The 21279-nt window shown below is 68.9% G+C and carries 22 protein-coding genes; 10 read left to right on the top strand and 12 right to left on the bottom strand.

Annotation, left to right across the window (positions count from 1 at the left end; translation table 11 throughout):
* The 7 genes from P1K89_RS31190 to P1K89_RS31160 all read right to left on the bottom strand — a co-directional run bounded on the left by P1K89_RS31190 (nt 1) and on the right by P1K89_RS31160 (nt 6833).
* On the bottom strand, nt 1–495 hold the full coding sequence (locus P1K89_RS31190; RefSeq protein WP_284620457.1) for a VOC family protein: 495 nt from the start codon (nt 493–495) through the stop codon (nt 1–3).
* A gap of 15 nt (nt 496–510) precedes the next feature.
* Nucleotides 511–1185: a glutathione S-transferase family protein gene (locus P1K89_RS31185; protein ID WP_284620456.1), complete on the bottom strand. Its 675-nt coding sequence runs from the start codon at nt 1183–1185 to the stop codon at nt 511–513.
* A gap of 41 nt (nt 1186–1226) precedes the next feature.
* On the bottom strand, nt 1227–1967 hold the full coding sequence (locus P1K89_RS31180; protein ID WP_284620455.1) for a hypothetical protein: 741 nt from the start codon (nt 1965–1967) through the stop codon (nt 1227–1229).
* A complete protein-coding gene (locus P1K89_RS31175) occupies nt 1967–3709 on the bottom strand; it encodes a PQQ-dependent methanol/ethanol family dehydrogenase (RefSeq protein WP_284620454.1) in 1743 nt (580 codons plus the stop codon). Before P1K89_RS31175 ends, P1K89_RS31180 begins: the two co-directional genes overlap by 1 nt.
* Nucleotides 3710–3898: 189 nt before the next feature.
* Nucleotides 3899–4894 (bottom strand): cytochrome d ubiquinol oxidase subunit II, encoded by a 996-nt coding sequence (locus tag P1K89_RS31170; protein WP_284620453.1) that lies wholly within the window; start codon nt 4892–4894, stop codon nt 3899–3901.
* A 16-nt stretch (nt 4895–4910) separates the two neighbouring features.
* Complete coding sequence (locus P1K89_RS31165) at nt 4911–6263, bottom strand: cytochrome ubiquinol oxidase subunit I (protein WP_284620452.1); 1353 nt, start codon at nt 6261–6263, stop codon at nt 4911–4913.
* A gap of 12 nt (nt 6264–6275) precedes the next feature.
* Complete coding sequence (locus P1K89_RS31160; protein WP_284620451.1) at nt 6276–6833, bottom strand: GbsR/MarR family transcriptional regulator; 558 nt, start codon at nt 6831–6833, stop codon at nt 6276–6278.
* 133 nt (nt 6834–6966) lie between these two features.
* Between P1K89_RS31160 and coaBC the strand changes: the two genes are divergently transcribed.
* Nucleotides 6967–8184, top strand: a complete 1218-nt coding sequence (coaBC, locus tag P1K89_RS31155; RefSeq protein ID WP_284620450.1) for a bifunctional phosphopantothenoylcysteine decarboxylase/phosphopantothenate--cysteine ligase CoaBC — start codon at nt 6967–6969, stop codon at nt 8182–8184.
* Nucleotides 8181–8630: a dUTP diphosphatase gene (dut, locus tag P1K89_RS31150; RefSeq protein ID WP_284620449.1), complete on the top strand. Its 450-nt coding sequence runs from the start codon at nt 8181–8183 to the stop codon at nt 8628–8630. Before coaBC ends, dut begins: the two co-directional genes overlap by 4 nt.
* A 17-nt stretch (nt 8631–8647) precedes the next feature.
* On the opposite strand, the gene P1K89_RS31145 is transcribed toward dut, so the two are convergent.
* Nucleotides 8648–10882 carry a PhoX family protein gene (locus P1K89_RS31145; protein WP_284620448.1) on the bottom strand — a complete coding sequence of 745 codons (2235 nt, stop codon included), beginning with the start codon at nt 10880–10882 and terminating at the stop codon, nt 8648–8650.
* Between the two features lie 106 nt (nt 10883–10988).
* Entirely contained in the window at nt 10989–11510 is a 522-nt protein-coding gene (locus P1K89_RS31140; protein ID WP_284620447.1) for an FKBP-type peptidyl-prolyl cis-trans isomerase, read from the bottom strand.
* A gap of 65 nt (nt 11511–11575) precedes the next feature.
* Between P1K89_RS31140 and P1K89_RS31135 the strand changes: the two genes are divergently transcribed.
* From P1K89_RS31135 to P1K89_RS31115, 5 genes are all read left to right on the top strand, one after another.
* Nucleotides 11576–12703: a JmjC domain-containing protein gene (locus P1K89_RS31135; protein ID WP_284620446.1), complete on the top strand. Its 1128-nt coding sequence runs from the start codon at nt 11576–11578 to the stop codon at nt 12701–12703.
* A 31-nt stretch (nt 12704–12734) separates the two neighbouring features.
* Entirely contained in the window at nt 12735–13223 is a 489-nt protein-coding gene (locus tag P1K89_RS31130; protein ID WP_284620445.1) for a DUF7931 domain-containing protein, read from the top strand.
* Nucleotides 13224–13372: 149 nt separating this feature from the next.
* Nucleotides 13373–13570, top strand: coding sequence for a hypothetical protein (locus P1K89_RS31125; RefSeq protein WP_284620444.1), 198 nt, complete (start codon nt 13373–13375; stop codon nt 13568–13570).
* Between the two features lie 130 nt (nt 13571–13700).
* Nucleotides 13701–14387, top strand: a complete 687-nt coding sequence (locus P1K89_RS31120) for a response regulator (protein ID WP_284620443.1) — start codon at nt 13701–13703, stop codon at nt 14385–14387.
* 28 nt (nt 14388–14415) lie between these two features.
* Nucleotides 14416–15843, top strand: coding sequence for a sensor histidine kinase (locus tag P1K89_RS31115; protein ID WP_284620442.1), 1428 nt, complete (start codon nt 14416–14418; stop codon nt 15841–15843).
* A 24-nt stretch (nt 15844–15867) separates the two neighbouring features.
* On the opposite strand, the gene P1K89_RS31110 is transcribed toward P1K89_RS31115, so the two are convergent.
* Together P1K89_RS31110 and P1K89_RS31105 are read right to left on the bottom strand one after the other, a co-directional pair.
* Nucleotides 15868–16320, bottom strand: a complete 453-nt coding sequence (locus P1K89_RS31110) for a DUF192 domain-containing protein (protein WP_284620441.1) — start codon at nt 16318–16320, stop codon at nt 15868–15870.
* A 128-nt stretch (nt 16321–16448) separates the two neighbouring features.
* Nucleotides 16449–16634, bottom strand: coding sequence for a hypothetical protein (locus P1K89_RS31105; RefSeq protein WP_284620440.1), 186 nt, complete (start codon nt 16632–16634; stop codon nt 16449–16451).
* A gap of 150 nt (nt 16635–16784) precedes the next feature.
* On the opposite strand from P1K89_RS31105, the gene icd reads away from it, so the two are divergent.
* Nucleotides 16785–18038: an NADP-dependent isocitrate dehydrogenase gene (icd, locus tag P1K89_RS31100; protein ID WP_284620439.1), complete on the top strand. Its 1254-nt coding sequence runs from the start codon at nt 16785–16787 to the stop codon at nt 18036–18038.
* Between the two features lie 100 nt (nt 18039–18138).
* On the opposite strand, the gene P1K89_RS31095 is transcribed toward icd, so the two are convergent.
* Nucleotides 18139–18375, bottom strand: coding sequence for a cold shock domain-containing protein (locus P1K89_RS31095; protein ID WP_284620438.1), 237 nt, complete (start codon nt 18373–18375; stop codon nt 18139–18141).
* Between the two features lie 251 nt (nt 18376–18626).
* Here P1K89_RS31095 and clpS point away from each other — a divergent pair, with 251 nt between their 5' ends.
* A complete protein-coding gene (gene clpS, locus P1K89_RS31090) occupies nt 18627–18980 on the top strand; it encodes an ATP-dependent Clp protease adapter ClpS (RefSeq protein ID WP_284620437.1) in 354 nt (117 codons plus the stop codon).
* Nucleotides 18977–21277, top strand: a complete 2301-nt coding sequence (gene clpA, locus P1K89_RS31085) for an ATP-dependent Clp protease ATP-binding subunit ClpA (protein WP_284620436.1) — start codon at nt 18977–18979, stop codon at nt 21275–21277. Before clpS ends, clpA begins: the two co-directional genes overlap by 4 nt.
* The last annotated feature ends 2 nt before the right edge of the window (nt 21278–21279 follow it).

Genomic DNA, 21279 nt, shown 5'->3' with positions numbered 1-21279 from the left:
CTAACGCAGTTTCGACGCGGCCTTGCCGGCCTGCCAGCGCTCGAGCTTGTCGCGCGCGCCGTTGCGCGCCGGGTCCATCGCCTCGTCGTGGCCGGCGCGCTTCGTCGTCAGCTCGATCACGTAGCCGTTGGGGTCGCGGAAGTAGATCGAGTCGATGAAGCCGTGGTTCGAGACGCCGCGGGTCTCGATGCCGCAGGCCGGGCCCTTCTCGAACATCGCGTCCAGCGTCGCGCGGTCGACCTCGAGGGCGATGTGCAGGTCGAAGTCGTGCTGCGGCTTGAACTCGAACGGCATGTCCGGCGCCTCGAAGAACGCCAGGTACGAGCCGTCGCCCAGGCGGTAGAAGGTGTGCAGCACCTGCGTCGCGCGGCCGGTCTTGGTCTCGCCGATCTCCAGCGTGCCGGCCAGCGGCAGGCCGAGGAAGTCCTCGTAGAACGCGCGCGTGGCTTCCGAATCGCGGCAGCGGTAGGCGTTGTGGTGCAGGCCCTTGATCATCGCGGCCCCCTGCGCTCAGACGCTCGCCAGCTGGCCGCGGGGCAGCTGCTGCGCGAAGCCGTTGATCGCGGCGTAGACCTTCTCCCAGGTCGGGCGCGACTTCATGCGGTCGAGCCAGCGGCGCACGTTGGGGTAGTCCTTCAGGTCCGACCCCACCACCTCGGCCAGGTGCACGAACGACGCACCGTAGTAGTCGGCGATCGTCAGCTGCGCGCCGCACAGGTAGGCCTTGTCGCTGCCGAGCAGGTGCTGGTCGAGGATGCCGAGCCAGCGCTTCGCGCGCTCCTGGCCCCAGGCAATGGTCGCGCGCTGCGCCTCGTCGCTGGGCCGCTTGTGGTGCGGGAACACCTGGACGTAGACCGTGCCGTAGGCGAGGTCGCGGTTCAGCTGCGTGTTGATCCAGTCCATCATCTCGTTGACGCGCGCGCGCTGGCGCAGGTCCTTCGGGTAGGTGGGCGAATCGACAAGGTCGGCCAGGTACTTCAGGATCGCCGAGCTCTCGGTGAGGCGGAAGTCGCCGTCCTCGAGCACCGGCACCAGGCAGTTCGGGTTGATCGCTGCGTACGGCGGCGCCACGTGCTCGCCGGTGAACAGGTCGACCACCTGCAGTTCGGCGGGGATGCCGTGGTCCTCGATGAACATCACCAGCGGGCGGCTGGTGGTCGACGCCGGGTGGTAGTAGAGCTTCATCGCAGGCCTCGCGTTGTGGGAAGCCTGCAAGGATGCGCCCGTCAGTACGACAAGTCCATCAGCGACAACGACAGCGCGGCCATCGGCACGGCTTCGCCGCCGCCGCGCTGGCGACCGACGCTGATGTCCAGCGCGAAACGCTCGCGCTTGATCCACCAGCGCGCGCCGGCCTGGGCGAAGCGCTGCCGCTCGCGCACCGCGCCCCACTCGCCGAAGAGCTCGACCGAGCGCAGCAGCGGCCATTGGCCGGCAAGCGCCAGCAGCGGCCGGCGGCCCTCGCCATGGCGGTGCTCGACACCGGGCGTCAGGTGCAGCGCTGCCTGGCCCCGGTGCGTCGCCCATTGCACGGTCAGCGGCAGCGTGAGTGCCGTGCGTTCGAGCTGCCAGCGGCCGCGGCCCTCGACATCGGATTCGCGTGCGCGCTCGAGCTCGGCCTGCAGGGCGACGCCGACCGGGTGGCGGGCCGGGTCGAGCCAGCCGTAGCGGGCCTCGACCGACCACTCGCGCTCGGTCTCGCGCTGATCGTTGCGCGCGAGCCGGCGCGACCAGCCGAGCTCGACCGACCACCACGGCGCGAAGCTGTACTGCAGCTCACCCGTGTAGGCCCGGGCCCGGCCGGCGCGCGCGGCGCCGCTGCCGACTTCGAAGACGCGTTCGTCGTCGTCCTCCTGCAGCGCGGTGCCGCCGAGCAGGAAGGGCCGGTCGCCGGCCGACGCGCCCCCCGATGCGGCCAGTGCGGCGAGCACGACGGCCAAGCCGCCGAGCCGGCGCGCTGAGCCCATCACGAGGCCTTCGGCAGCTTGAAGACCCACACCATGCCGCCCTGCTCGAGGTAGTTGACCTTCTTGGCCACCTCGCCGCCCCACAGCGGCACCGCGCCGCCCCAGCCGGACACGACGCTGATGTACTGCTCGCCGTCCTGCTGCCAGGTGACCGGCGGCGCGACGACGCCCGAGCCGGTCTGGAACTGCCAGACCACCTGGCCGGTCTTCGCGTCGGCGGCCTTCAGGAAGCCTTCGGGCGTGCCCCAGAACACCAGGTTGCCGGCGGTGGTCAGCACGCCGCCCCACAGCGGCGCGCCGTTTTTCACCTCCCAGACGATCTTGCCGCTCTTCGGATCGACGGCGCGCAACGCGCCGATGTGGTCGTCGGCGACCGTCTTGATCGTGAAGCCGGCGCCCAGGTAGGCCGCGCCCTTCTTGTAGGCGATCGGCTCGTTCCAGATCTCCATCGCCCATTCGTTGGCCGGCACGTAGAACAGCTTCGTATCGGGTGAGTAGGCCATCGGCATCTGGTTCTTGCCGCCGAGGAAGGACGGCGCCGCGACCACGCTCTGGCCCTTCTTGCCGTCGCCGGCGGTCGGGTCGCCGGGGCGGTTGGCGGCGACGAAGTTCGGCTTGCCGGTCTTCAGGTCGATGCTGCTGGCCCAGGTGATCTTGCGCACGAACGGGAAGGCGTTCAGCAGCGCGCCGGTCTTCGCATCGTTGACGTAGAAGAAGCCGTTGCGGTCAGCCTTGCCGCCGACACGCTTGCCGTCCATGTCGAAGGTGACGAACTCGTTGACGCCGTCGAAGTCCCAGCCGTCGTTCGGCGTGTTCTGGTAGTGCCAGACGATCTTGCCGGTCTTGACGTCGATGGCCACCGTCGAGCAGGAGTACAGGTTGTCGCCCTTGCGCAGGTGGCTGTTCCACGGCGCCGGGTTGCCGGTGCCGAAGTAGGCGAGGCCGGTGCTCGCGTCGTAGGTGCCGCCGAGCCAGGTGGCCGCGCCGCCGGTCTTCCACAGGTCGCCCGGCCACGAGGCGTTGGTGGTGCCGGTGATGCCGTTGTCCTTCGCGGTGCCGTCGGCGTCGTAGGTGTGGCCCATGTGGCCCTCGACCGTCGGCCGCGACCAGACCAGCGCACCGGTCTTCGCGTCGCGCGCCTCGACACGCCCGACGACGCCGAACTCGCCGCCCGAGACGCCGGTCAGCACCAGGCCGTTGGCGATGATCGGCGCGGCGGTGTTCGAGTAGCCCGCGGCGTAGTCATCGATCTTCTCCTTCCACACGACGTCGCCGGTGGCCTGGTCGAGCGCGACCAGCTGCGCGTCGAGCGTCGAGAAGATCACCAGCTTGTCGTAGAGCGCGGCGCCGCGGTTGATCACGTCGCAGCAGGGCATCACGCCATCGGGCAGGCGGTGCTCGTACTTCCAGAGCTTGGCGCCGGTCTTCGCATCGAGCGCGAACAGGCGCGAGTACGACGCGGTGACGAACATGCGGCCGTCGTGGATCACCGGCTGCGATTCCTGGCCGCGCTGCTTCTCGCCGCCGAACGAGAAGGCCCATGCCGGCACGAGGCGCTGCACGTTGGCGGTGGTCACCTGCTTCAACGGCGAGTAGCGCTGGCCCTGGGTGCCGAGGCCCCAGGACAGCACGTCGCCGCCGGTGCGGGCGTCGTCGCGGATCATCGCGTCGGTGACGGGGCCCGCCAGCGCGGGGGCGCTGAAGGCGAGGGCGATCAAGGCGGAAGTGAGCTGAAGGCGCATCGGGTGTCTCCTCGGGTGGACGAGGTTCGATGGCGCAAGAGCGGTGCCAGCATCGCAGGACGCGGCAAAGGCGGGCAACGCGCGGGTTTGCCCGCAAGGATCGATCGGCCGCCGCTCCAGCTTTGAGCAGGCGCAAGAACAGGCGCAGGACGCGGCGCTCCGTTTGGAGCGCTGCATGAGGGCGCAGGCTCAGGCGTAGCTGGGCACCGTCGCCTTGCCGCGGAACACGCGGTACGAATAGACCGTGTAGCCGAGGATCGCCGGCACCGTGACCGCGCAGCCGGCCAGGATCACCGCCAGCGAGGCCGGCGCGCTGGCCGCCTGCCACACCGTCATCCGGTCCATCACGACGTACGGGTACAGGCTGTACGCCAGCCCCAGCGCGCCCATCACGAACACGCCGATCACCAGCGTGAACGGCAGCCAGCACAGCTTGCCGAGGATGCGCTGCGAGTTCAGCAGCGCACGCACGCCGAGCAGCGCGGCGGCGGTCGACAGCGGGATCGGCAGCAGGCCGATGAAGCCGGGCAGAGTAAACCAACGGTCGCGCACCGTGGCGCTGACGACCGGCGTGGCGATCGAGACGAGCGCGATGCCCAGCACCATCGCCGGCCAGGCGCGCTTGGCCCAGGCCACGGCGCGCTTCTGCAGTTCCCCTTCGGTCTTCAGGATCAGCCAGCACGCGCCCAGTAGCACATAAGCCGCCGGCAGCGTCACGGCAATGGCCGCCGCGAACAGGTCCGCCGTCCAGCCGTCCGCGAAGCCGGTGATGTAGCGCCCCAGCATCCAGCCCTGCGCGACCGCGGCGATCACGCTGCCGGCGAAGAAGGCGCGGGTCCACAGCTGTTTGTGCCCGCTGGGCGCCTTGACGCGGAAGTCGAAGGCCACGCCGCGCAGGATCAGCCCGATCAGCATGAAGGCCACCGGCAGGTACAGCGCGCCCATCACGACGCCATGCGCCTTCGGAAAGGCGATCAGCAGGATGCCGATGCCCAGCACCAGCCAGGTCTCGTTGGCGTCCCAGAACGGGCCCAGGCTGCCGATCATCAGGTCGCGCTGCGCATCGTCGGCATGGCGCAGCAGCATGCCGACGCCGAGGTCGAAGCCGTCGAGCACGACGTACAGCAGCATCGCGAGCCCCATCAGGCCGAGAAAGGCGACGGGCATCCAGGTGGCGTCGTTCATGGTGGACTTCCGTTGATCAGGCGAAGGCGCGGCTCTTGACCGGGGCTTGCGGCGCGAGCAGCACGGCCTCGGGCTTTTCGGCCATGTAGCGCAGCACGCCGATGTAGGCCAGCAGCAGGAAGGCATAGACGATCAGGTACAGCGCCAGCGACAGCGCGATGGTCGGCGCGGGTTGGGTCGACGCGACGTCGGCGGTGCGCAGCAGCCCCTGCACGATCCACGGCTGGCGGCCGATTTCGGTGACGTACCAGCCGGCCAGCGTCGCCAGCCAGCCCGAGAAGCTCATCGCCGCCAGCGTCCACAGCAGCGGTCGCGGCAGGCGGTCGGGCAGCCACGCGCGGCGCCACAGCAGCACCAGGCCGGTCCAGCCCGCCAGCAGCATGAGCACGCCGATGCCGACCATGATGCGGAAGCCGAAGAACAGCGGCTTCACTGGCGGATGGGCGTTCGGGAATTCGTCGAGGCCGCGGATCACCGCATTGGCGTCGTGCTTCAGGATCAGGCTCGCGCCGCGCGGGATGCCCAGCGCGTAGTCGTTGCGGCGCTCGGCCTCGTTCGGCCAGGCGAACAGCAGGAGCGGCGCGCCGGCTTCGGTCTTCCACACGCCTTCCATCGCGGCGATCTTCTGCGGCTGGTGCTCCAGCGTGTTCAGCCCGTGCAGGTCGCCGACGAGGATCTGCAGCGGCACCAGCAGCGCGGCCATCGTCAGGCCGGTGCGCAGCGCCTTCGGCGTCGAGCGGTTCGTGGTGCCGCGCAGCACCTGCCACGCCGACAGGCCGGCGACCAGGAAGGCCACCGTCAGCGCCGAGGCCAGCAGCATGTGCGTCAGGCGGTACGGAAACGACGGGTTGAAGATCACCTCGAGCCACGAGCGCACGTGGAACTCGCCGTCGATGATCTGATGGCCGGCCGGCGTCTGCATCCAGGAATTCAGGCTCAGGATCCAGAAAGCGGACAGCGTGGTGCCGAAGGCGACCAGGAAGGTCGCCAGCAGGTGCATGCGTTCGCCGACCCGTTCGTGGCCGAACAGCATCACGCCCAGGAAGGTGGCCTCGAGGAAGAAGGCCGTCAGCACCTCGTAGCCCAGCAACGGCCCGGCGATGTTGCCGGCCTTCTGCATGAAGCCCGGCCAGTTGGTGCCGAACTGGAAGCTCATCACGATGCCGCTGACGACGCCGAGCGCGAAGGTCAGCGCGAACACCTTGGTCCAGAAGCGATAGGCCAGCAGCCAGCCGGTCTGATGCGTGGACAACCAGCGCCAGCGGAAGAACAGCAGCACCCAGCCCAGCGCGATGCTGATCGTCGGGAACAGGATGTGGAAGCTGATGTTGGCAGCGAACTGGATGCGGGCGAGCAGCAGGGCGTCCATGGTTTTTGTCCGTTAGGTGTTTCGCGTCGACCTGGTGCGTCCGGTGAACTCGAGCAGGCGCTGCACCTTGGCGCCCATGCGCATCAGCTGCGACAGCGTCTGCGCATCGAGCCGCTGCACGTCGTCGAACCAGGTCGTCAGCATCTCGATCAGGTCGTGCATGCCGCGCATGCGTTCCTGCGCGATGCGGTCTTCCTCGCTGGTCGGCGCTTCGAGCAGCGCGTTGCGCAGCATCGACAAGGTGGGCTCGATCTCGCGCCGGCGGCGCTCCTCGGCCAGCGTGCGGAAGATCTCCCAGGCGTCGCGCGGCGCGTCGAAGTACTCGCGTCGGTCGCCCGGCAGGTGACGCAGGTTCACCAGCCGCCAGGCCTGCAGTTCCTTCAGCCCCATGCTGACGTTGGAGCGGCTGAACTCGAGGTGCTGGGCGATCTCGTCGGCATTGATCGGCTGCGGCCAGACGAAGATCAGCGCGTAGATCTGGCCGACGGTGCGGTTGATGCCCCAGCGGCTGCCCATCTCGCCGAAGTGGCCGATGAATGCGCGCATCAGCGGGGTGGGGGCATCGAGCATCGCGAGGTCCTGGATCTGCCGCCGGTTTGACGTGGATCAGAGTTTGCCTGAATTTCAGGAAATTCTGAAAGTTGCGGAAGCTTGACCGTGCAGCGGCCTGGGGATTGGGACCGCTGCGCTACATTGCGCAGCCATGTCCGCCGCCCCCTTGCCCCTCTCGGGCCGTCATGTCGTGCTCGGCCTGTCCGGCGGCATCGCCTGCTACAAGTCCGCCGAGCTGGTGCGCGAGCTCACCAAGGCCGGCGCCAGCGTGCAGGTGGTGATGACCGACGCCGCGACGCAGTTCATCACGCCGGTGACGATGCAGGCGCTGTCGAACCGCCCCGTCGCGTTGAGCCAGTGGGATGCGCGCGAGCCGAACAACATGGCGCATATCAACCTGTCGCGGGAGGCGGATGCGATCCTGGTCGCGCCCGCATCGGCCGACTTCATCGCCAAGATCGCGCAGGGAAGGGCGGACGAACTGCTCTCGCTGCTGTGCGTCGCGCGCCCGATCGAGCGCTGCCCGCTGCTGCTGGCGCCGGCGATGAACCGCGAGATGTGGGCCCATCCGGCGACGCAGCGCAACGTCGCGCAGGCGCAGGCCGACGGCGCGACGATCCTCGGCCCAGCCGCCGGCGACCAGGCCTGCGGCGAGATCGGCGACGGCCGCATGCTCGAAGCGGCCGAGCTCTGCGACGAGCTGATTGCCTTCTTCCAGCCCAAGCTGCTGGCCGGCAGGAAGCTGCTGATCACCGCCGGCCCCACCTTCGAGGCCATCGACCCGGTGCGCGGCATCACCAACCTCTCCAGCGGCAAGATGGGCTTCGCGATCGCGCGCGCGGCACAGGAAGCCGGCGCCGAGGTCACGCTGGTCGCCGGCCCGGTGCACCTGCCGACACCGCGCCACGTGCAGCGCATCGACGTCAAGAGCGCACAGCAGATGCACGACGCGGTGCTGCCGCGGGCCGCGGCGCACGACGTCTTCGTCGCGACCGCGGCGGTCGCCGACTGGCGGCCCGCGACGCTGGCCGAGCAGAAGATCAAGAAGGACGGCACCAAGCGCGTGCCGAGCTTCGAGCTGACCGAGAACCCCGACATCCTGGCGGCCGTCGCGCGGCTGCCCGACCGGCCCTATTGCGTCGGCTTCGCGGCCGAGAGCCACGACATCGCGCGCCATGCGCGCGAGAAGCTGGCGCGCAAGAACGTGCCGCTGATCGTCGCCAACCACGGCCCGGCCACCTTCGGCAGCGACCTCAATACGCTGCTGCTGGTCGATGCCGACGGCGAGCGCGAGCTCGCCACCGCCGACAAGCTCAGCCTCGCGCGCGAACTGGTGCGCGAGATCGCCAGACGCCTTCAGACCTCATGACCACCATCGACGTGAAAGTGCTCGACGCCCGCATGGCCGAGCAGATGCCCCATTACGCGACCCCCGGCAGCGCCGGCTTGGACCTGCGCGCCTGCCTCGACGGGCCGCTGACCCTGGAGCCCGGCCAGTCGGTGCTGATCCCGACCGGCCTGTCCATCCACATCGGCGATCCCGGCCTGGCCGCGATGATCCTGCCGCGCTCGGGCCTGGGCCACAAGCACGGCATCGTGCTCGGCAACCTCGTCGGCCTGATCGACAGCGACTACCAGGGGCCGCTGATGGTCAGTTGCTGGAACCGCGGCGCGACGAGCTTCGTCGTGCAGCCGATGGAGCGCATCGCGCAGATGGTGATCGTGCCGGTGGTGCAGGCCGTCTTCCGCCGCGTCGACGAGTTCGAGGCCTCGTCGCGCGGCGAGGGCGGTTTCGGCTCGACCGGCAAGCACTGACCGCACCAGAAGAGGGCTCAGGTGCCGACGCGTCCGCCGTCGTTCTTCGTGATCACGATCGTCGCCGAGCGCGGCCGCTTGCCGGCACCGTAGCCGGCATTGCTCGGCCACTGGCTGGTGTACTTCGCCGGATCGGCGATGTTGGCCTTCGCGGTGCTCTCGCCCGGGTGCTGGATGTTGACGAACAGCGCCTTGCCGTCCGGCGTCTCGGTGATGCCGGTGATCTCGCAGCCGACCGGCCCGACGAGGAAGCGCTTGAGCGTGTCGGCGGTCGGCGCCTTGCCGACATAGGTGTCCACGTTCAGCGGGCCGCCGCTGGCGCGGGCATGCTGGATCGTCTTCTTGCCACCGTCGCCCACCTGGCCGGGCACGGCCGCCAGCATCATGCAGTTGGTGACGTCGGTGTAGGCGCCGTCGTCGGTCTGGATCCAGCACAGGCCGGTCGACGGCGTGAAGGCGATGCCGTCGGGGCTGGAGAAGTCCTGCTCCGCGCTCAAGGCCGAGAGGTTGACCGTCGATCCGGCGCCGGCCTCGGCGCCGAACAGGTAGACGTCCCAGGTGAACGTCGTGCCGGCGGGGCCGCCGCTTTCCTTCAGGCGCACGATGTGCCCGTTGACATTGCCTTGCTGGGTGCTGCTGCCGCGCTGGTCGGTGTAGGCGCGCGGATTCGCGGCGTCAGGCGCGAACTGCGACGAGCCGCTCGGCTCGGCGCGGCGGTTGCTGTTGTTGGTCAACGTGTAGTAGACCTCGCCGGTCGTCGGGTGCACGGCGCTCCACTCGGGGCGGTCCATCTTCGTCGCGCCGACCGCGTCGGCGGCCAGGCGCGCGTTGACCAGCACGTCGGCCTGGTTCGCGAATCGGTAGGTGGTGTAGCCGGCGACCGCCGGGTTGGTGATCGACAACTCGATCCACTGGCCCGTGCCGTCCGCATTGAACTTCGCGACGTAGAGCTTGCCGGCGTCGAGGTACTTGTCGCCGGTGGCCATGCGGTTGGCTGCGCCGGCGTCGGCCGCGTCCCACAACGCGGTCGAGGTGTAGCGGTAGCAGTACTCGCCGCGCGAGTCGTCGCCCATGTACACCGCCAGCGGCTGGCCGGCCACCAGCTTGCCGAACGCCGCGGCCTCGTGCGCAAAGCGGCCGAGCGCGGTGCGCTTCGTCGCCTTCTTCGTGCGGTCGTACGGATCGAGCTCGACGATGTAGCCCATGCCGTTCATCTCGTTGCGGTAGTCGTCGCTGCCGTCGGTCGAGGTGCCGGTCTTCGCGTTGATCCAGCGCGTGAACCGATCCTCGCTGCCGCCGGTTTCCCAGGCGTGGCGCGAGCCGGCGCCTTCAGCCCGGCCGTAACGTTTCAGCGCCGTCACGCTCCTGTCGTTGCCGCGCGCGGCGTCATCACCGGTCGGGCGCGTGAAGTAGCCGGACCAGTTCTCCTCGCCGGTCAGCAGCGTGCCCCAGGGCGTCCTGCCGGTGCCGCAGTTGTTCAAGGTGCCGCGCGTGACGGTGCCGGTGTGCGAATACTTCGTGACCAGCAGCGCATCGCCGCGCGCCGGGCCGGCGATCTCGATCTCGGTCTGCTGGTGCAGGCGGGCATTGAAGGCCGAGTTCTGCACGTACGCCCACTGGCTTCCGGTCTTCGCGACCTCGACGACCGAGAGGCCGTGCAGCGCCATCTCCTTGTCGACTTCGGCGGCCGGCCGCGGCAGCGTCGAGGTGCCGCCGTTGGCATGCACGAAGAAGGATGCGAAGGTCTCGTCGGTCGTCGCCTCGTGGTTCATCGCCAGCAGGCCGCGCGCGACCGAGGTGGTCGACGGTGTGCCGGTGGCGCTCAGGCCGAACCACTCCATGCCGTCATGGTGGTCGCCGGCGCGCTTGTCGAAGGCCTCGTCGGTGCCGTCGTTCCTGAAGGCCGGCGTGTCGGCGGTCAGCGGATCGCCCAGTGCGTACAGCACGCTGGCGGTGTAGCCCGCGGGCACGACCACGCTGTCGGCCAGGCTCTTGGCGACGGCCGTGAAGCCGAGCAGCTTCTCGGCCGGTGCCGGTGCAGGCGCCGGGGCGGGCGCGGGGGCGTCGTCGTCGCTCGAGCAGCCGGCGAACGCCAGGCTGCCGAACATCGCGGTGGCGGCCGTGCCGACGCTGCCGCGCAACAGGCCGCGGCGGCTCAGGCGGGCGTCGAGCACCGACTGGAAGCTCGGGTTGCCTGAAGTGTTGTGGTCCTCGTCGTCGTGCGGGCGTGTCTGCTGGCTGGCGGAGCTCATCGGATCGTTCGAAAGTGGATCGAACGCAAGAGCCTAGGCAGGCGCGATGAAGCGCCCGTGACGAGGATGTGTCGGCGCGATGACGGTCGCGCCGGCGCCTAACGCCTCAATGCAGCGTGTCGGAGCCCGATCCGCCGGCCAGCACGCTCAGCAGGCCCTCGGCGACCGAGCCGGACTCGCGCTCCTCGTCGCTCGCCTCGCGCACGTCGATCACCTTGACGTGCAGCTGCAGCGACATGCCCGCGAGCGGATGGTTGCCGTCGAGCACGACGTGGGTCGGGTACACCTCGGTGACGGTGTAGATCGTGTCGGGCTGCATGCCCACCGTCTGCGCGCCTTCGGGCAGGCCGTCGAACTGCATGCCTTCCTCCAGCCCCTCGGGGAACAGCGCGCGGTCCTCGAAGCACACCAGCTCGGCGCGATAGTCGCCGAAGGCCTGGTCGGGTTCCAGGCGCACGAAGGCCTCGAAGCCGGCAGTCTGGCCGTCGAGCACTTCCTCGAGCTTGGGCAGCAGGTCGTCGCCGCCGTAGAAGAACTCCATCGGCTCGTTCAGTTCGTCGATCGCCTCGCCCTGGCCGTCGGCCAGGGTCCAGGTCAGGCTGACGACGCAGGGCTTGGAAATCAGCATCGAAGCATGATCGCACACCGATCCGGTCAAGGCGGCGTGCACGCGGGCTTGGCGACAATCGCTGCATGGATGTGAATGCTGCGACCGCCTTGCTCGGCGGCCTGTCTCCGGCGCAGTTCATGCGCCGGCACTGGCAGAAGAAGCCCTTGCTCGTGCGCCAGGCTTGGGGCCACGTGCAGCCGCCGCTGGCGCGCGCCGACCTGTTCGCCCTGGCGGGGCGCGACGACGTCGAGTCGCGGCTGGTGGTGCGCGAAGGATCGCGGTGGCGCATGAAGCGCGGCCCGTTCACGCGCCGCGCACTGCCGGCGCTGTCGCGGCGCGACTGGACCCTGCTGGTGCAGGGCCTGGACCTGCACGACGATGGCGCGCGGTCGATGCTCGACCGCTTCCGCTTCGTGCCCGAGGCCCGGCTCGACGACCTGATGGTGTCGTTCGCCACGGCGGGCGGCGGCGTCGGGCCGCATTTCGATTCCTACGACGTGTTCCTGCTGCAGGTGCAGGGCCGGCGGCGTTGGCGCATCGGACCGTTGACGGATCGCTCGCTGGTCGAGGGCCTGCCGGTGAAGATCCTCAGCCGCTTCGAGCCCACCGAGGACTGGGTGCTCGAGCCCGGCGACATGCTGTACCTGCCGCCGCTGTGGGGCCACGACGGCATCGCCGAGGACGAATGCATGACCTGCTCGGTCGGCTTCCGCGTGCCGTCTCGCGACGTGCTGGCCGCCGAGCTGCTGCAGCAGCTGGCCGACGAGCTCGAGCCGGATGACGACGATCCGCTGTACCGCGACGCGGGCCAGGCGGCGACCGCGACGCCCGCGGCGATTCCCGCGCAGCTGGCCGACTTCGCCGGCCGCGCATTGCGGCGCGCGCTGGCCGATCCCAAGCTGCTCGCCAGGGCGCTGGGCGTGCGGCTGACGGAGCCGAAGCCGCAGGTCTGGTTCGATGGCGGCGGCCCCTTGCCGGCGAACGGCGGCGCGCTGGCGCTCGATCGGCGCACGCGCATGATGTACGACGCCCACCACGTGTTCATCAACGGCGAGGCCTTCCGCGCCGCCGGCAGCGACGCACGCCTGATGCGCCAGCTCGCCGACCAGCGCCGGCTCGATGCGCGCGCATGGGCGCGTGCCAGCGCCGACGCCCGCGCCTTGCTGGATGATTGGGCCGAGGCCGGCTGGCTGCACGCGGAGCCGGCGTGATTCCGCTGTCAGCCAAGGACGGAGCCGACACATGACCGATGCCCGTGACGATCGCCTCGAGGGCCGCGATGCCTGCATCAGCGCGCTGCGTGAACAGCTGCTGGCGTTGCCCTCGGCGGCGCCGCGCCTGGTGTGGTGCATCGACCCCGACTTCGTGGACTGGCCGTTCGAGGAGCCGGCCGTGATGCAGGCGCTGACCCGCTGGGCGCAGGCGCCCGGCCGGCAGATCCGCTTCATGGCCCTCGACTACGACCAGTTGATGCGGCGGCATCCGCGCCTGGCCGCGTGGCGGCGCGACTGGTCGCACTGCATCCAGGCCTGGCGGCCCGCCGACAGCGAGCGGGCCGAGCTGCCGAGCTGGCTGCTGGCCGGCGGACAGGCCATCGAGTGGCTGGACCGCGAACACTGGCGGGGACGCCGGCTCCAGGCCCCGCCCGAACTCCGGCAGCTGGAAGAAGCCTGTGACGCGCTGGCGCAACGCTGCGAACCGGCCTGGCCCGCAACCGTATTGGGACTCTAGGGTTCGTCCCTAGGATGATGGCTATAATCGCGGGCTGGGCTCAAGAGAGGCTCGAGCTCTCTCAGTCCCGGACTCTGAACACGCTGGTCCGCAGGATCAGTCAGAACCGTTACCGGTAATTGGTCGACACTTTTCACTGAAGGACACAAATGAACAAGTCGCTCCTGTTGGCTTCCCTGGTTGCTGCCGTCGCGCTGGCCGCTTGCGGCAAGAAGGAAGAGGCGCCGGCTCCCGCGCCCGCTCCGGTCGCTGCCCCGGCTCCGGCCCCGATGCCCGCTCCGGCCGCTTCGGAAGCCGCTTCGGCTCCGGCTGCCGCCGATGCCGCTTCGGCCGCCGCCAGCAAGTAATCAGGCCTTCAGCCGATACGAAAAAGCCGCCCTCGGGCGGCTTTTTTCATGCCCGAAGCGCCAGTGTGCGAAGAGGTGTGCGGGCCTTCCCGCTCACGGTCGCGCCGGCGCCTCGCTAGCATGCTGGCCCATGCGAATCCTGCTGGTGGAAGACGACAGTGCGCTGTGCCTGGGCATCGGCCGGGCCTTCGAACGCGAAGGCTGGCGCGTGGACGTGCTGGGGGATGGGCAGCAGGCGATGGCCGAGGGCCTGGCGGTGGCCTACGACCTGGCGGTGCTCGACCTGGGGCTGCCGCGCCGCGACGGCATGGAGGTGCTTCGGCACTGGCGCAGCCGTGGTGCGCGCCTGCCGGTGCTGCTGCTGACGGCCCGCGACGACCTGAACGACCGGGTCCAGGGCCTCAATGCGGGCGCCGACGACTACCTCGTCAAGCCCTTCGACCTGCCCGAGCTGGTGGCACGCGTGCGCGCGCTGAAGCGGCGGGCCGACGGCCGCATCGACGAGGTGCTGGTGGTCGGCGAGCTGACGCTGGACGTCGCGAACCGCGAGCTCACCCATCGCGGCGAGCGCGTGCGCATGAGCCCGCGCGAGATCGCGCTGACGCAGCTGCTGATGCAGCGTGCCGGCCGCGTCGTGCCGAAGGAGAGCATCGTCTCGACCCTGTCGAGCTGGGAGTCGGACTTCAGCGAGAACTCGGTCGAGGTCTACGTGCACCGGCTGCGCAAGCGCTTCGCCGAGCTGGGCGTCGTGATCAAGACGGTGCGTGGCTTCGGCTACGTGATGGAGCCGGCGCTGGCCGGCGAGAGCCCGGCCTGAACGAGCGTCTCCCGACGACACCAAGCCAATGAGCTCCCCGTCCGCCGGGCGCCGGCATGGCCCGAGCCTGCGACGCCAGTTGCTGCAGCCCTTGTTCTGGGTCTGGGCCCTCGGTATGGTCGTGGCCGTCGCCGGGGCGCTGCTGCTGGCGCGCGCCGCCGCCAACGCCGCGTTCGACCGCGGCCTGCAGGATGAAGCGAGCGCGCTGGCGGCCAAGGTGGTGTGGACCGATCGCGGCCCGCTGCTCGACCTGAGCCGCCAAGCGATGGAGCTGATCACCTGGGACCGCGCCGACCGCAATGCCTTCGCGATGGTCGATGCCGACGGCAACGTGCTGGCCGGCGACGGCCAGGTGCCGGTGCCGGAATGGCACCGCCGCAGCACCGGCCAGCCGACGGTGTTCGACGGTCATTACGGCGGCGAGCCGGTGCGGGGGGTCGTCTTCTCGGTGATGTCGCCGATGCTCGACCGCGCGGTGTCGATCGTCGTCGTCGAGAGCACGCGCAAGCGCGCGCAGGCCACGCGCGACATCCAGATCGGCATCGTGCTGCCGTCGGTCGCGCTCGGCTCCCTGACGTTCTCGCTGCTGGCGTGGGGCATCCGGCGCGGCCTGCAGCCGCTGCGTGATGTCGCCGCCGAGGTGGCGGCCCGCGATGCGCAGGACTGGCGGCCGCTGCCGCTGCAGGACGTGCCCGCCGAAGCCGTGCCCCTGATCGAGCGCATCAATACGCTGCTGGACAACGTGCAGCACACGATGTCCGTGCAGCGCCGCTTCATCGCCGACGCGGCGCACCAGTTGCGCACGCCGGTCGCCGGCATCCGCGTGCTGGTGCAGGACCTGCAGCTGGAGCTCGCCGCCCTGGCGTCGGACGGCAGCGAACCGCGCTGGGAGCCGGTGCTGGCGCAGCTGCTCGCGTCGAGCGATCGCATGGCCCGGCTCATCGGCCAGCTGCTGAGCCTGGCCCGCTCCGAGACGGCGCTGGGCGTCGATGCCGACCATGCGCCGCAGGAGCTGGTGCCACTGCTGCGCGAAGCGACCGAGCCGCTGGTGCTGCGCGGCCTGCGCGAAGGCCGCAGCGTGGTGCTGGACGCACCACCGGCGCCGGTGGCCGCGCGCGTGCACCCGCTGTGGTTCGGCGAGGTGGTCGTCAATCTGCTGGACAACGCGCTGCGGTACGGCGGCCCGCACATCGTGCTGCGCGTGCAGCCCTCCGACAGCGGCGACGGGGCGACCGTCGAGGTCGAGGACGACGGATTGGGCGTCGCACCCGAGCTGCTGCCGCGCCTGTTCGAACCGTTCTGGCGCGGCGAGCGCGCCGACCTGCGCAACGACGGCGGGACCGGCCTGGGCCTGGCGATCGCGCGGGAGATCATCGAGCGCATGGGCGGCCGGCTCGATGCCGCCACCCGCCCGGCGGTGCCGGGCATGCGCTTCACGATCCGGCTCGCGGCCTGAAGCGGCCGGCCGAAAGGTCGACGTCTACTTCGAGAACGGCGCGCCGCCGAGCTTCGCGCCGGGGGCGATGCCACGCTTGGCGAACCAGCCCTGGTTCATCTCGAGGGCGTAGCGCACCGGCTTGGCCGAGCAGTGCGAGGCCTCGGACAGCGGCTGCATGTCGGCCAGGTTGACGATGGTGCCGTCGTCGGCGACGAAGGCGATCGTCAGCGGCAGTAGCGTGTTGCGCATCCAGAAGCACTGCTTCGAGGGTTCCTCGAACACGAAGAGCATGCCCTCGTTGCTTGGCATCTCGCGACGGTACATCAGGCCGACCTGGCGCTGGTCGAAGGTCTGGGCCACCTGGGCCTGGATGTTGTGCATGCCGGCATTGAGCTTCACCGTCGGCAGTTGCTGCGGCTGCTGCGCCAGGGCGGGGCCGGCAAGCGCGGCAACGGCCAGCACGAAGGAAGCAAGGCGAGGGCGGATCGGCGTCATGGCAGGCGGAGAGGGCGGTCGGCGCAATTATCTCGGGGCGACAACGGGGCCGGAAACGAAGACGCCCGGCGGGGCCGGGCGTCTCGTCGAAGCCGGTCGCCGCGAGGGCGACCGGGTCGAAGCAAGAATTACTTCTTGGCTTCTTCCTTCTTGGCTTCCTTCTTGGCCGGCTCGGCCTTCTTCTCTTCCTTCTTCGCGCCCGAAGCGGCGGCGGCCGGGGCCTCGGCCTTCTTCTCTTCCTTCTTGGCGTCGGCAGCGAAAGCGCCGGTGGTGGCGAAAGCGGCGGCGATCAGGGCGGCCAGGAGCTTGTTCATTTGTGAATGCCTTTCGAAAGTTGAATTCACCTTCCTTCATTGGGAAGGCACCCACGAAACGTGTCGCCGGAAGGGTCGGTTGACAGCACCGGTGACATAAAATTTGCCGGTTTACCCCAACGTCAAGCGCAGCGCGCGGAGCCAAACCACATGTACCAGCACATCAAGGTGCCCGAGGGCGGGCAGAAGATCACTGTCAATGCGGACTTCTCCCTGAACGTGCCCGACCAGCCGATCATTCCGTACATCGAGGGCGACGGCACCGGCTTCGACATCACGCCGGTCATGATCAAGGTGGTGGACGCGGCGGTCGCGAAGGCCTACGGCGGCTCGAAGCGCATCCACTGGATGGAGATCTACGCCGGCGAGAAGTCGACCAAGGTCTACGGCCCCGACGTCTGGCTGCCGGAGGAGACGCTGGCCGCGCTGCGCGAGTACGTGGTGTCGATCAAGGGCCCGCTGACGACGCCGGTGGGCGGCGGCATCCGCTCGCTGAACGTCGCGCTGCGCCAGGAACTGGACCTCTACGTCTGCCTGCGCCCGATCCAGTACTTCAAGGGCGTGCCCAGCCCGCTGAAGGAGCCGGAGAAGACCAACATGGTGATCTTCCGCGAGAACTCGGAAGACATCTACGCCGGCATCGAGTACGAGGCGCAGAGCGACAAGGCCAAGAAGCTCATCAAGTTCCTGATGGAGGAGATGGGCGTCAAGAAGATCCGCTTCCCGGAAACCTCGGGCATCGGCATCAAGCCCGTCTCGCGCGAGGGGACCGAGCGCCTGGTACGCAAGGCGATCCAGTACGCGATCGACAACGACAAGCCCAACGTGACGCTGGTGCACAAGGGCAACATCATGAAGTTCACCGAAGGCGGCTTCCGCGACTGGGGCTACGCGCTGGCGCAGCGCGAGTTCGGCGCCGAGCCGATCGACGGCGGCCCGTGGTGCAAGTTCAAGAATCCGCGCACCGGCAAGGACATCGTCGTCAAGGATTCGATCGCCGACGCCTTCCTGCAGCAGATCCTGCTGCGCCCGGCCGAGTACTCGGTAATCGCGACGCTGAACCTCAACGGCGACTACGTCAGCGACGCGCTGGCCGCGCAGGTCGGCGGCATCGGCATCGCCCCGGGCGCGAACATGTCCGACTCCGTCGCCTGCTTCGAGGCCACTCACGGCACGGCGCCGAAGTACGCCGGCAAGGACTACGTCAACCCGGGTTCCGAGATCCTCTCGGCCGAGATGATGCTGCGCCACATGGGCTGGACCAAGGCGGCCGACCTGATCATCTCGTCGATGGAGAAGGCGATCCTGAGCAAGAAGGTGACCTACGACTTCGCCCGCCTGATGGACGGCGCGACGCAGGTGTCGTGCTCGGGCTTCGGCCAGGTCATGATCGAGCACATGTAAGCCGCTCGGCACCACGACGAACAAGGCCCGCGCGAGCGGGCCTTTTTTTTCGAGTCGAGCTCCGGAGCCGCCGCAGCGTCAGGCTGCCGCGCCCCGGCCGTCAAGCCTCGCTGGGTACCCGGTTGTCGGCTGCCACCGGCTGGATTCCCTGGGCCAGCTGGCCCTTCGGACCCTGGACCATCTCGAACTGGACCTTGCCGCCTTGCTTCAAGGTTCGGAAGCCCTCCATCTCGATCGCCGAGAAATGGGCGAAAACATCGGGGCCGCCGGTATCGGGTTCGATGAACCCGAATCCTTTGGCGTCGTTGAACCACTTAACCGTTCCGGTCTGCTTCACGTCGAACTCCCTGAGCAATCTTGTGTTGCGCAGGAAAATTCTGGTCGGCACGAAAGATGCACGTCAAGGCGGCGATCTGGACCGAAGGCTGTCGTGGTCTCCCTACAAGCCGCCCCCGGGGGGCCGGCGCAGAAACCGCGGTGCCGGCATCTGGCGAGCTGCCGCGCCGCTTTTCACGGCTTGCTTCTGGCGCGGCCGCCGCAACATCGAAGGCTGTACCTCGCCAGACACCCAACTCGATAGAATGAACCATGCCCGATTCGACCCCCCCGCCACCGCCCGCGCCGCCCGTCGTGCCGCGGCGGGACGATGCGGGTGCGGTGGTGGCCGAGCGCAAGACGGCCAAGACGAAACCGCCGCAGATGTACCAGGTGGTGCTGCTGAACGATGACTACACCCCGATGGAGTTCGTGGTCATGGTTTTGCAGCAATACTTCAAGCGCGATCTGGAGACGGCCACGCAGATCATGCTGAAGATCCACCACGAGGGACGCGGCGTCTGCGGCGTCTACACCAAGGACGTCGCCGCGACGAAAGTCGAACTGGTTCTCGCCGCCGCCCGCCGAGCCGGGCATCCGCTGCAGTGCATTATGGAGGCCGCATGATTGCGCAAGAGCTTGAAGTCAGCCTGCACATGGCGTTTGTTGAAGCACGCCAGCAGCGCCACGAGTTCATCACCGTCGAGCACCTGCTGCTGGCGCTGCTGGACAACCCTTCCGCCGCTGAAGTGCTGAAGGCCTGCGCCGCGAACATCGACGACCTGCGCAAGAGCCTGACGACCTTCATCAAGGAAAACACGCCGACCGTCGGCGGCACCGAAGAGGTCGACACGCAGCCGACGCTGGGCTTCCAGCGCGTGATCCAGCGCGCGATCATGCACGTGCAGTCGACCGGCTCGGGCAAGAAGGAAGTCACCGGCGCCAACGTGCTGGTGGCGATCTTCGGCGAGAAGGATTCGCACGCCGTCTACTACCTGCACCAGCAGGGCGTGACGCGCCTGGACGTCGTCAACTACATCGCCCACGGCATCAAGAAGTCCGAGCCGCCGGAGCCGACCAAGTCCAACGAGAGCAGCGGCGAAGGCGAGAAGGAAGAGGCGACCGAGACCAAGGGCTCGCCGCTCGACCAGTTCACGCAGAACCTGAACCAGCAGGCCCGCGACGGCAAGATCGATCCGCTGATCGGCCGCGAGGCCGAGGTCGAGCGTGTGATCCAGGTGCTGTGCCGCCGGCGCAAGAACAACCCGCTGCTGGTCGGCGAGGCCGGCGTCGGCAAGACGGCGATCGCCGAGGGCCTGGCGTGGCGCATCACGCAGAACGACGTGCCGGAGGTGCTGGCGGAGTCGACTGTCTATGCGCTCGACATGGGCGCGCTGCTGGCGGGCACCAAGTACCGCGGCGACTTCGAGCAACGCCTGAAGGGTGTGCTCAAGCAGCTGAAGGACCAGCCGAACGCGATCCTGTTCGTCGACGAGATCCACACGCTGATCGGCGCCGGCGCGGCTTCGGGCGGCACGCTGGACGCCAGCAACCTGCTCAAGCCCGCGCTGTCCAACGGCGCGATGAAGTGCATCGGCGCGACCACCTTCACCGAGTACCGCGGCATCTTCGAGAAGGACGCGGCGCTGTCGCGGCGCTTCCAGAAGATCGACGTGGTCGAGCCGACGGTGGAGCAGACGGTCGAGATCCTGAAGGGCCTGAAGTCGCGCTTCGAGGACCACCACAACGTCAAGTACGCGCTCGGCGCGCTGCAGGCGGCGGCCGAGCTGTCGGCCAAGTTCATCAACGACCGGCACCTGCCCGACAAGGCGATCGACGTGATCGACGAAGCGGGCGCGGCGCAGCGCATCCTGCCCAAGAGCAAGCAGAAGAAGACCATCACCCGCAGCGAGGTCGAGGACATCGTCGCGAAGATCGCGCGCATCCCGCCGGCGTCCGTGTCCAACGACGACCGCGGCAAGCTGCGCAACCTCGATCGCGACCTGAAGAGCGTGGTCTTCGGCCAGGACCCGGCGATCGATGCGCTGGCGGCGGCCATCAAGATGGCCCGCTCCGGCCTCGGCAAGCCGGACAAGCCGATCGGCTCGTTCCTGTTCTCCGGCCCCACCGGCGTCGGCAAGACCGAGGTCGCGCGCCAGCTGGCCTTCATCCTCGGCATCGAGCTGCTGCGCTTCGACATGTCCGAGTACATGGAGCGCCATGCGGTCAGCCGCCTGATCGGCGCGCCCCCGGGCTACGTCGGCTTCGACCAGGGCGGCCTGCTGACCGAGGCGGTCACCAAGAAGCCGCACTGCGTGCTGCTGCTCGACGAGATCGAGAAGGCGCACCCGGACGTCTACAACGTGCTGCTGCAGGTCATGGACCACGGCTCGCTGACGGACAACAACGGGCGCAAGGCCGACTTCCGCAACGTCATCATCATCATGACGACGAACGCGGGCGCCGAGACGATGAACAAGTCGACGATCGGCTTCACGACCAAGCGCGAGCAGGGCGACGAGATGGCCGACATCAAGCGCATGTTCACGCCCGAGTTCCGCAACCGGCTCGACGCCACCGTCAGCTTCCGGGCGCTGGACGAGGACATCATCCTGCGCGTGGTCGACAAGTTCCTGCTGCAGCTCGAGAGCCAGCTGGCCGAGAAGAAGGTGGAGGTCACCTTCACCGACAAGCTGCGCGGCCACCTGGCCAAGAAGGGCTTCGACCCGCTGATGGGCGCACGGCCGATGCAGCGCCTGATCCAGGACACGATCCGCCGTGCGCTGGCCGACGAACTGCTGTTCGGACGGCTGGTCGACGGCGGCCGCCTGACGGTGGACGTCGACGACGCTGGCGAAGTGCAGCTGGACATCCAGCCGCCGCGCCGCAGCGACAAGCCGAAGACCGAGCCGACGCCGGCCTGAGG

Origin of the sequence: Aquabacterium humicola (genome assembly GCF_030167915.1) — a bacterium.
Taxonomy (GTDB): domain Bacteria; phylum Pseudomonadota; class Gammaproteobacteria; order Burkholderiales; family Burkholderiaceae_C; genus Pseudaquabacterium; species Pseudaquabacterium humicola.
Note: the sequence above shows the minus strand (reverse complement) of the source record. Positions and strands in the feature narration are given on the sequence as shown.

What these genes read in the sequence shown, in the direction of transcription:
- P1K89_RS31190 (WP_284620457.1), bottom strand. Translation starts at nt 495, where the DNA reads ATGATCAAGGGCCTGCACCACAACGCCTACCGCTGCCGCGATTCGGAA.
- P1K89_RS31185 (WP_284620456.1), bottom strand. Translation starts at nt 1,185, where the DNA reads ATGAAGCTCTACTACCACCCGGCGTCGACCACCAGCCGCCCGCTGGTG.
- P1K89_RS31180 (WP_284620455.1), bottom strand. Translation starts at nt 1,967, where the DNA reads ATGGGCTCAGCGCGCCGGCTCGGCGGCTTGGCCGTCGTGCTCGCCGCA.
- P1K89_RS31175 (WP_284620454.1), bottom strand. Translation starts at nt 3,709, where the DNA reads ATGCGCCTTCAGCTCACTTCCGCCTTGATCGCCCTCGCCTTCAGCGCC.
- P1K89_RS31170 (WP_284620453.1), bottom strand. Translation starts at nt 4,894, where the DNA reads ATGAACGACGCCACCTGGATGCCCGTCGCCTTTCTCGGCCTGATGGGG.
- P1K89_RS31165 (WP_284620452.1), bottom strand. Translation starts at nt 6,263, where the DNA reads ATGGACGCCCTGCTGCTCGCCCGCATCCAGTTCGCTGCCAACATCAGC.
- P1K89_RS31160 (WP_284620451.1), bottom strand. Translation starts at nt 6,833, where the DNA reads ATGCTCGATGCCCCCACCCCGCTGATGCGCGCATTCATCGGCCACTTC.
- coaBC (WP_284620450.1), top strand. Translation starts at nt 6,967, where the DNA reads ATGTCCGCCGCCCCCTTGCCCCTCTCGGGCCGTCATGTCGTGCTCGGC.
- dut (WP_284620449.1), top strand. Translation starts at nt 8,181, where the DNA reads ATGACCACCATCGACGTGAAAGTGCTCGACGCCCGCATGGCCGAGCAG.
- P1K89_RS31145 (WP_284620448.1), bottom strand. Translation starts at nt 10,882, where the DNA reads ATGAGCTCCGCCAGCCAGCAGACACGCCCGCACGACGACGAGGACCAC.
- P1K89_RS31140 (WP_284620447.1), bottom strand. Translation starts at nt 11,510, where the DNA reads ATGCTGATTTCCAAGCCCTGCGTCGTCAGCCTGACCTGGACCCTGGCC.
- P1K89_RS31135 (WP_284620446.1), top strand. Translation starts at nt 11,576, where the DNA reads ATGGATGTGAATGCTGCGACCGCCTTGCTCGGCGGCCTGTCTCCGGCG.
- P1K89_RS31130 (WP_284620445.1), top strand. Translation starts at nt 12,735, where the DNA reads ATGACCGATGCCCGTGACGATCGCCTCGAGGGCCGCGATGCCTGCATC.
- P1K89_RS31125 (WP_284620444.1), top strand. Translation starts at nt 13,373, where the DNA reads ATGAACAAGTCGCTCCTGTTGGCTTCCCTGGTTGCTGCCGTCGCGCTG.
- P1K89_RS31120 (WP_284620443.1), top strand. Translation starts at nt 13,701, where the DNA reads ATGCGAATCCTGCTGGTGGAAGACGACAGTGCGCTGTGCCTGGGCATC.
- P1K89_RS31115 (WP_284620442.1), top strand. Translation starts at nt 14,416, where the DNA reads ATGAGCTCCCCGTCCGCCGGGCGCCGGCATGGCCCGAGCCTGCGACGC.
- P1K89_RS31110 (WP_284620441.1), bottom strand. Translation starts at nt 16,320, where the DNA reads ATGACGCCGATCCGCCCTCGCCTTGCTTCCTTCGTGCTGGCCGTTGCC.
- P1K89_RS31105 (WP_284620440.1), bottom strand. Translation starts at nt 16,634, where the DNA reads ATGAACAAGCTCCTGGCCGCCCTGATCGCCGCCGCTTTCGCCACCACC.
- icd (WP_284620439.1), top strand. Translation starts at nt 16,785, where the DNA reads ATGTACCAGCACATCAAGGTGCCCGAGGGCGGGCAGAAGATCACTGTC.
- clpS (WP_284620437.1), top strand. Translation starts at nt 18,627, where the DNA reads ATGCCCGATTCGACCCCCCCGCCACCGCCCGCGCCGCCCGTCGTGCCG.
- clpA (WP_284620436.1), top strand. Translation starts at nt 18,977, where the DNA reads ATGATTGCGCAAGAGCTTGAAGTCAGCCTGCACATGGCGTTTGTTGAA.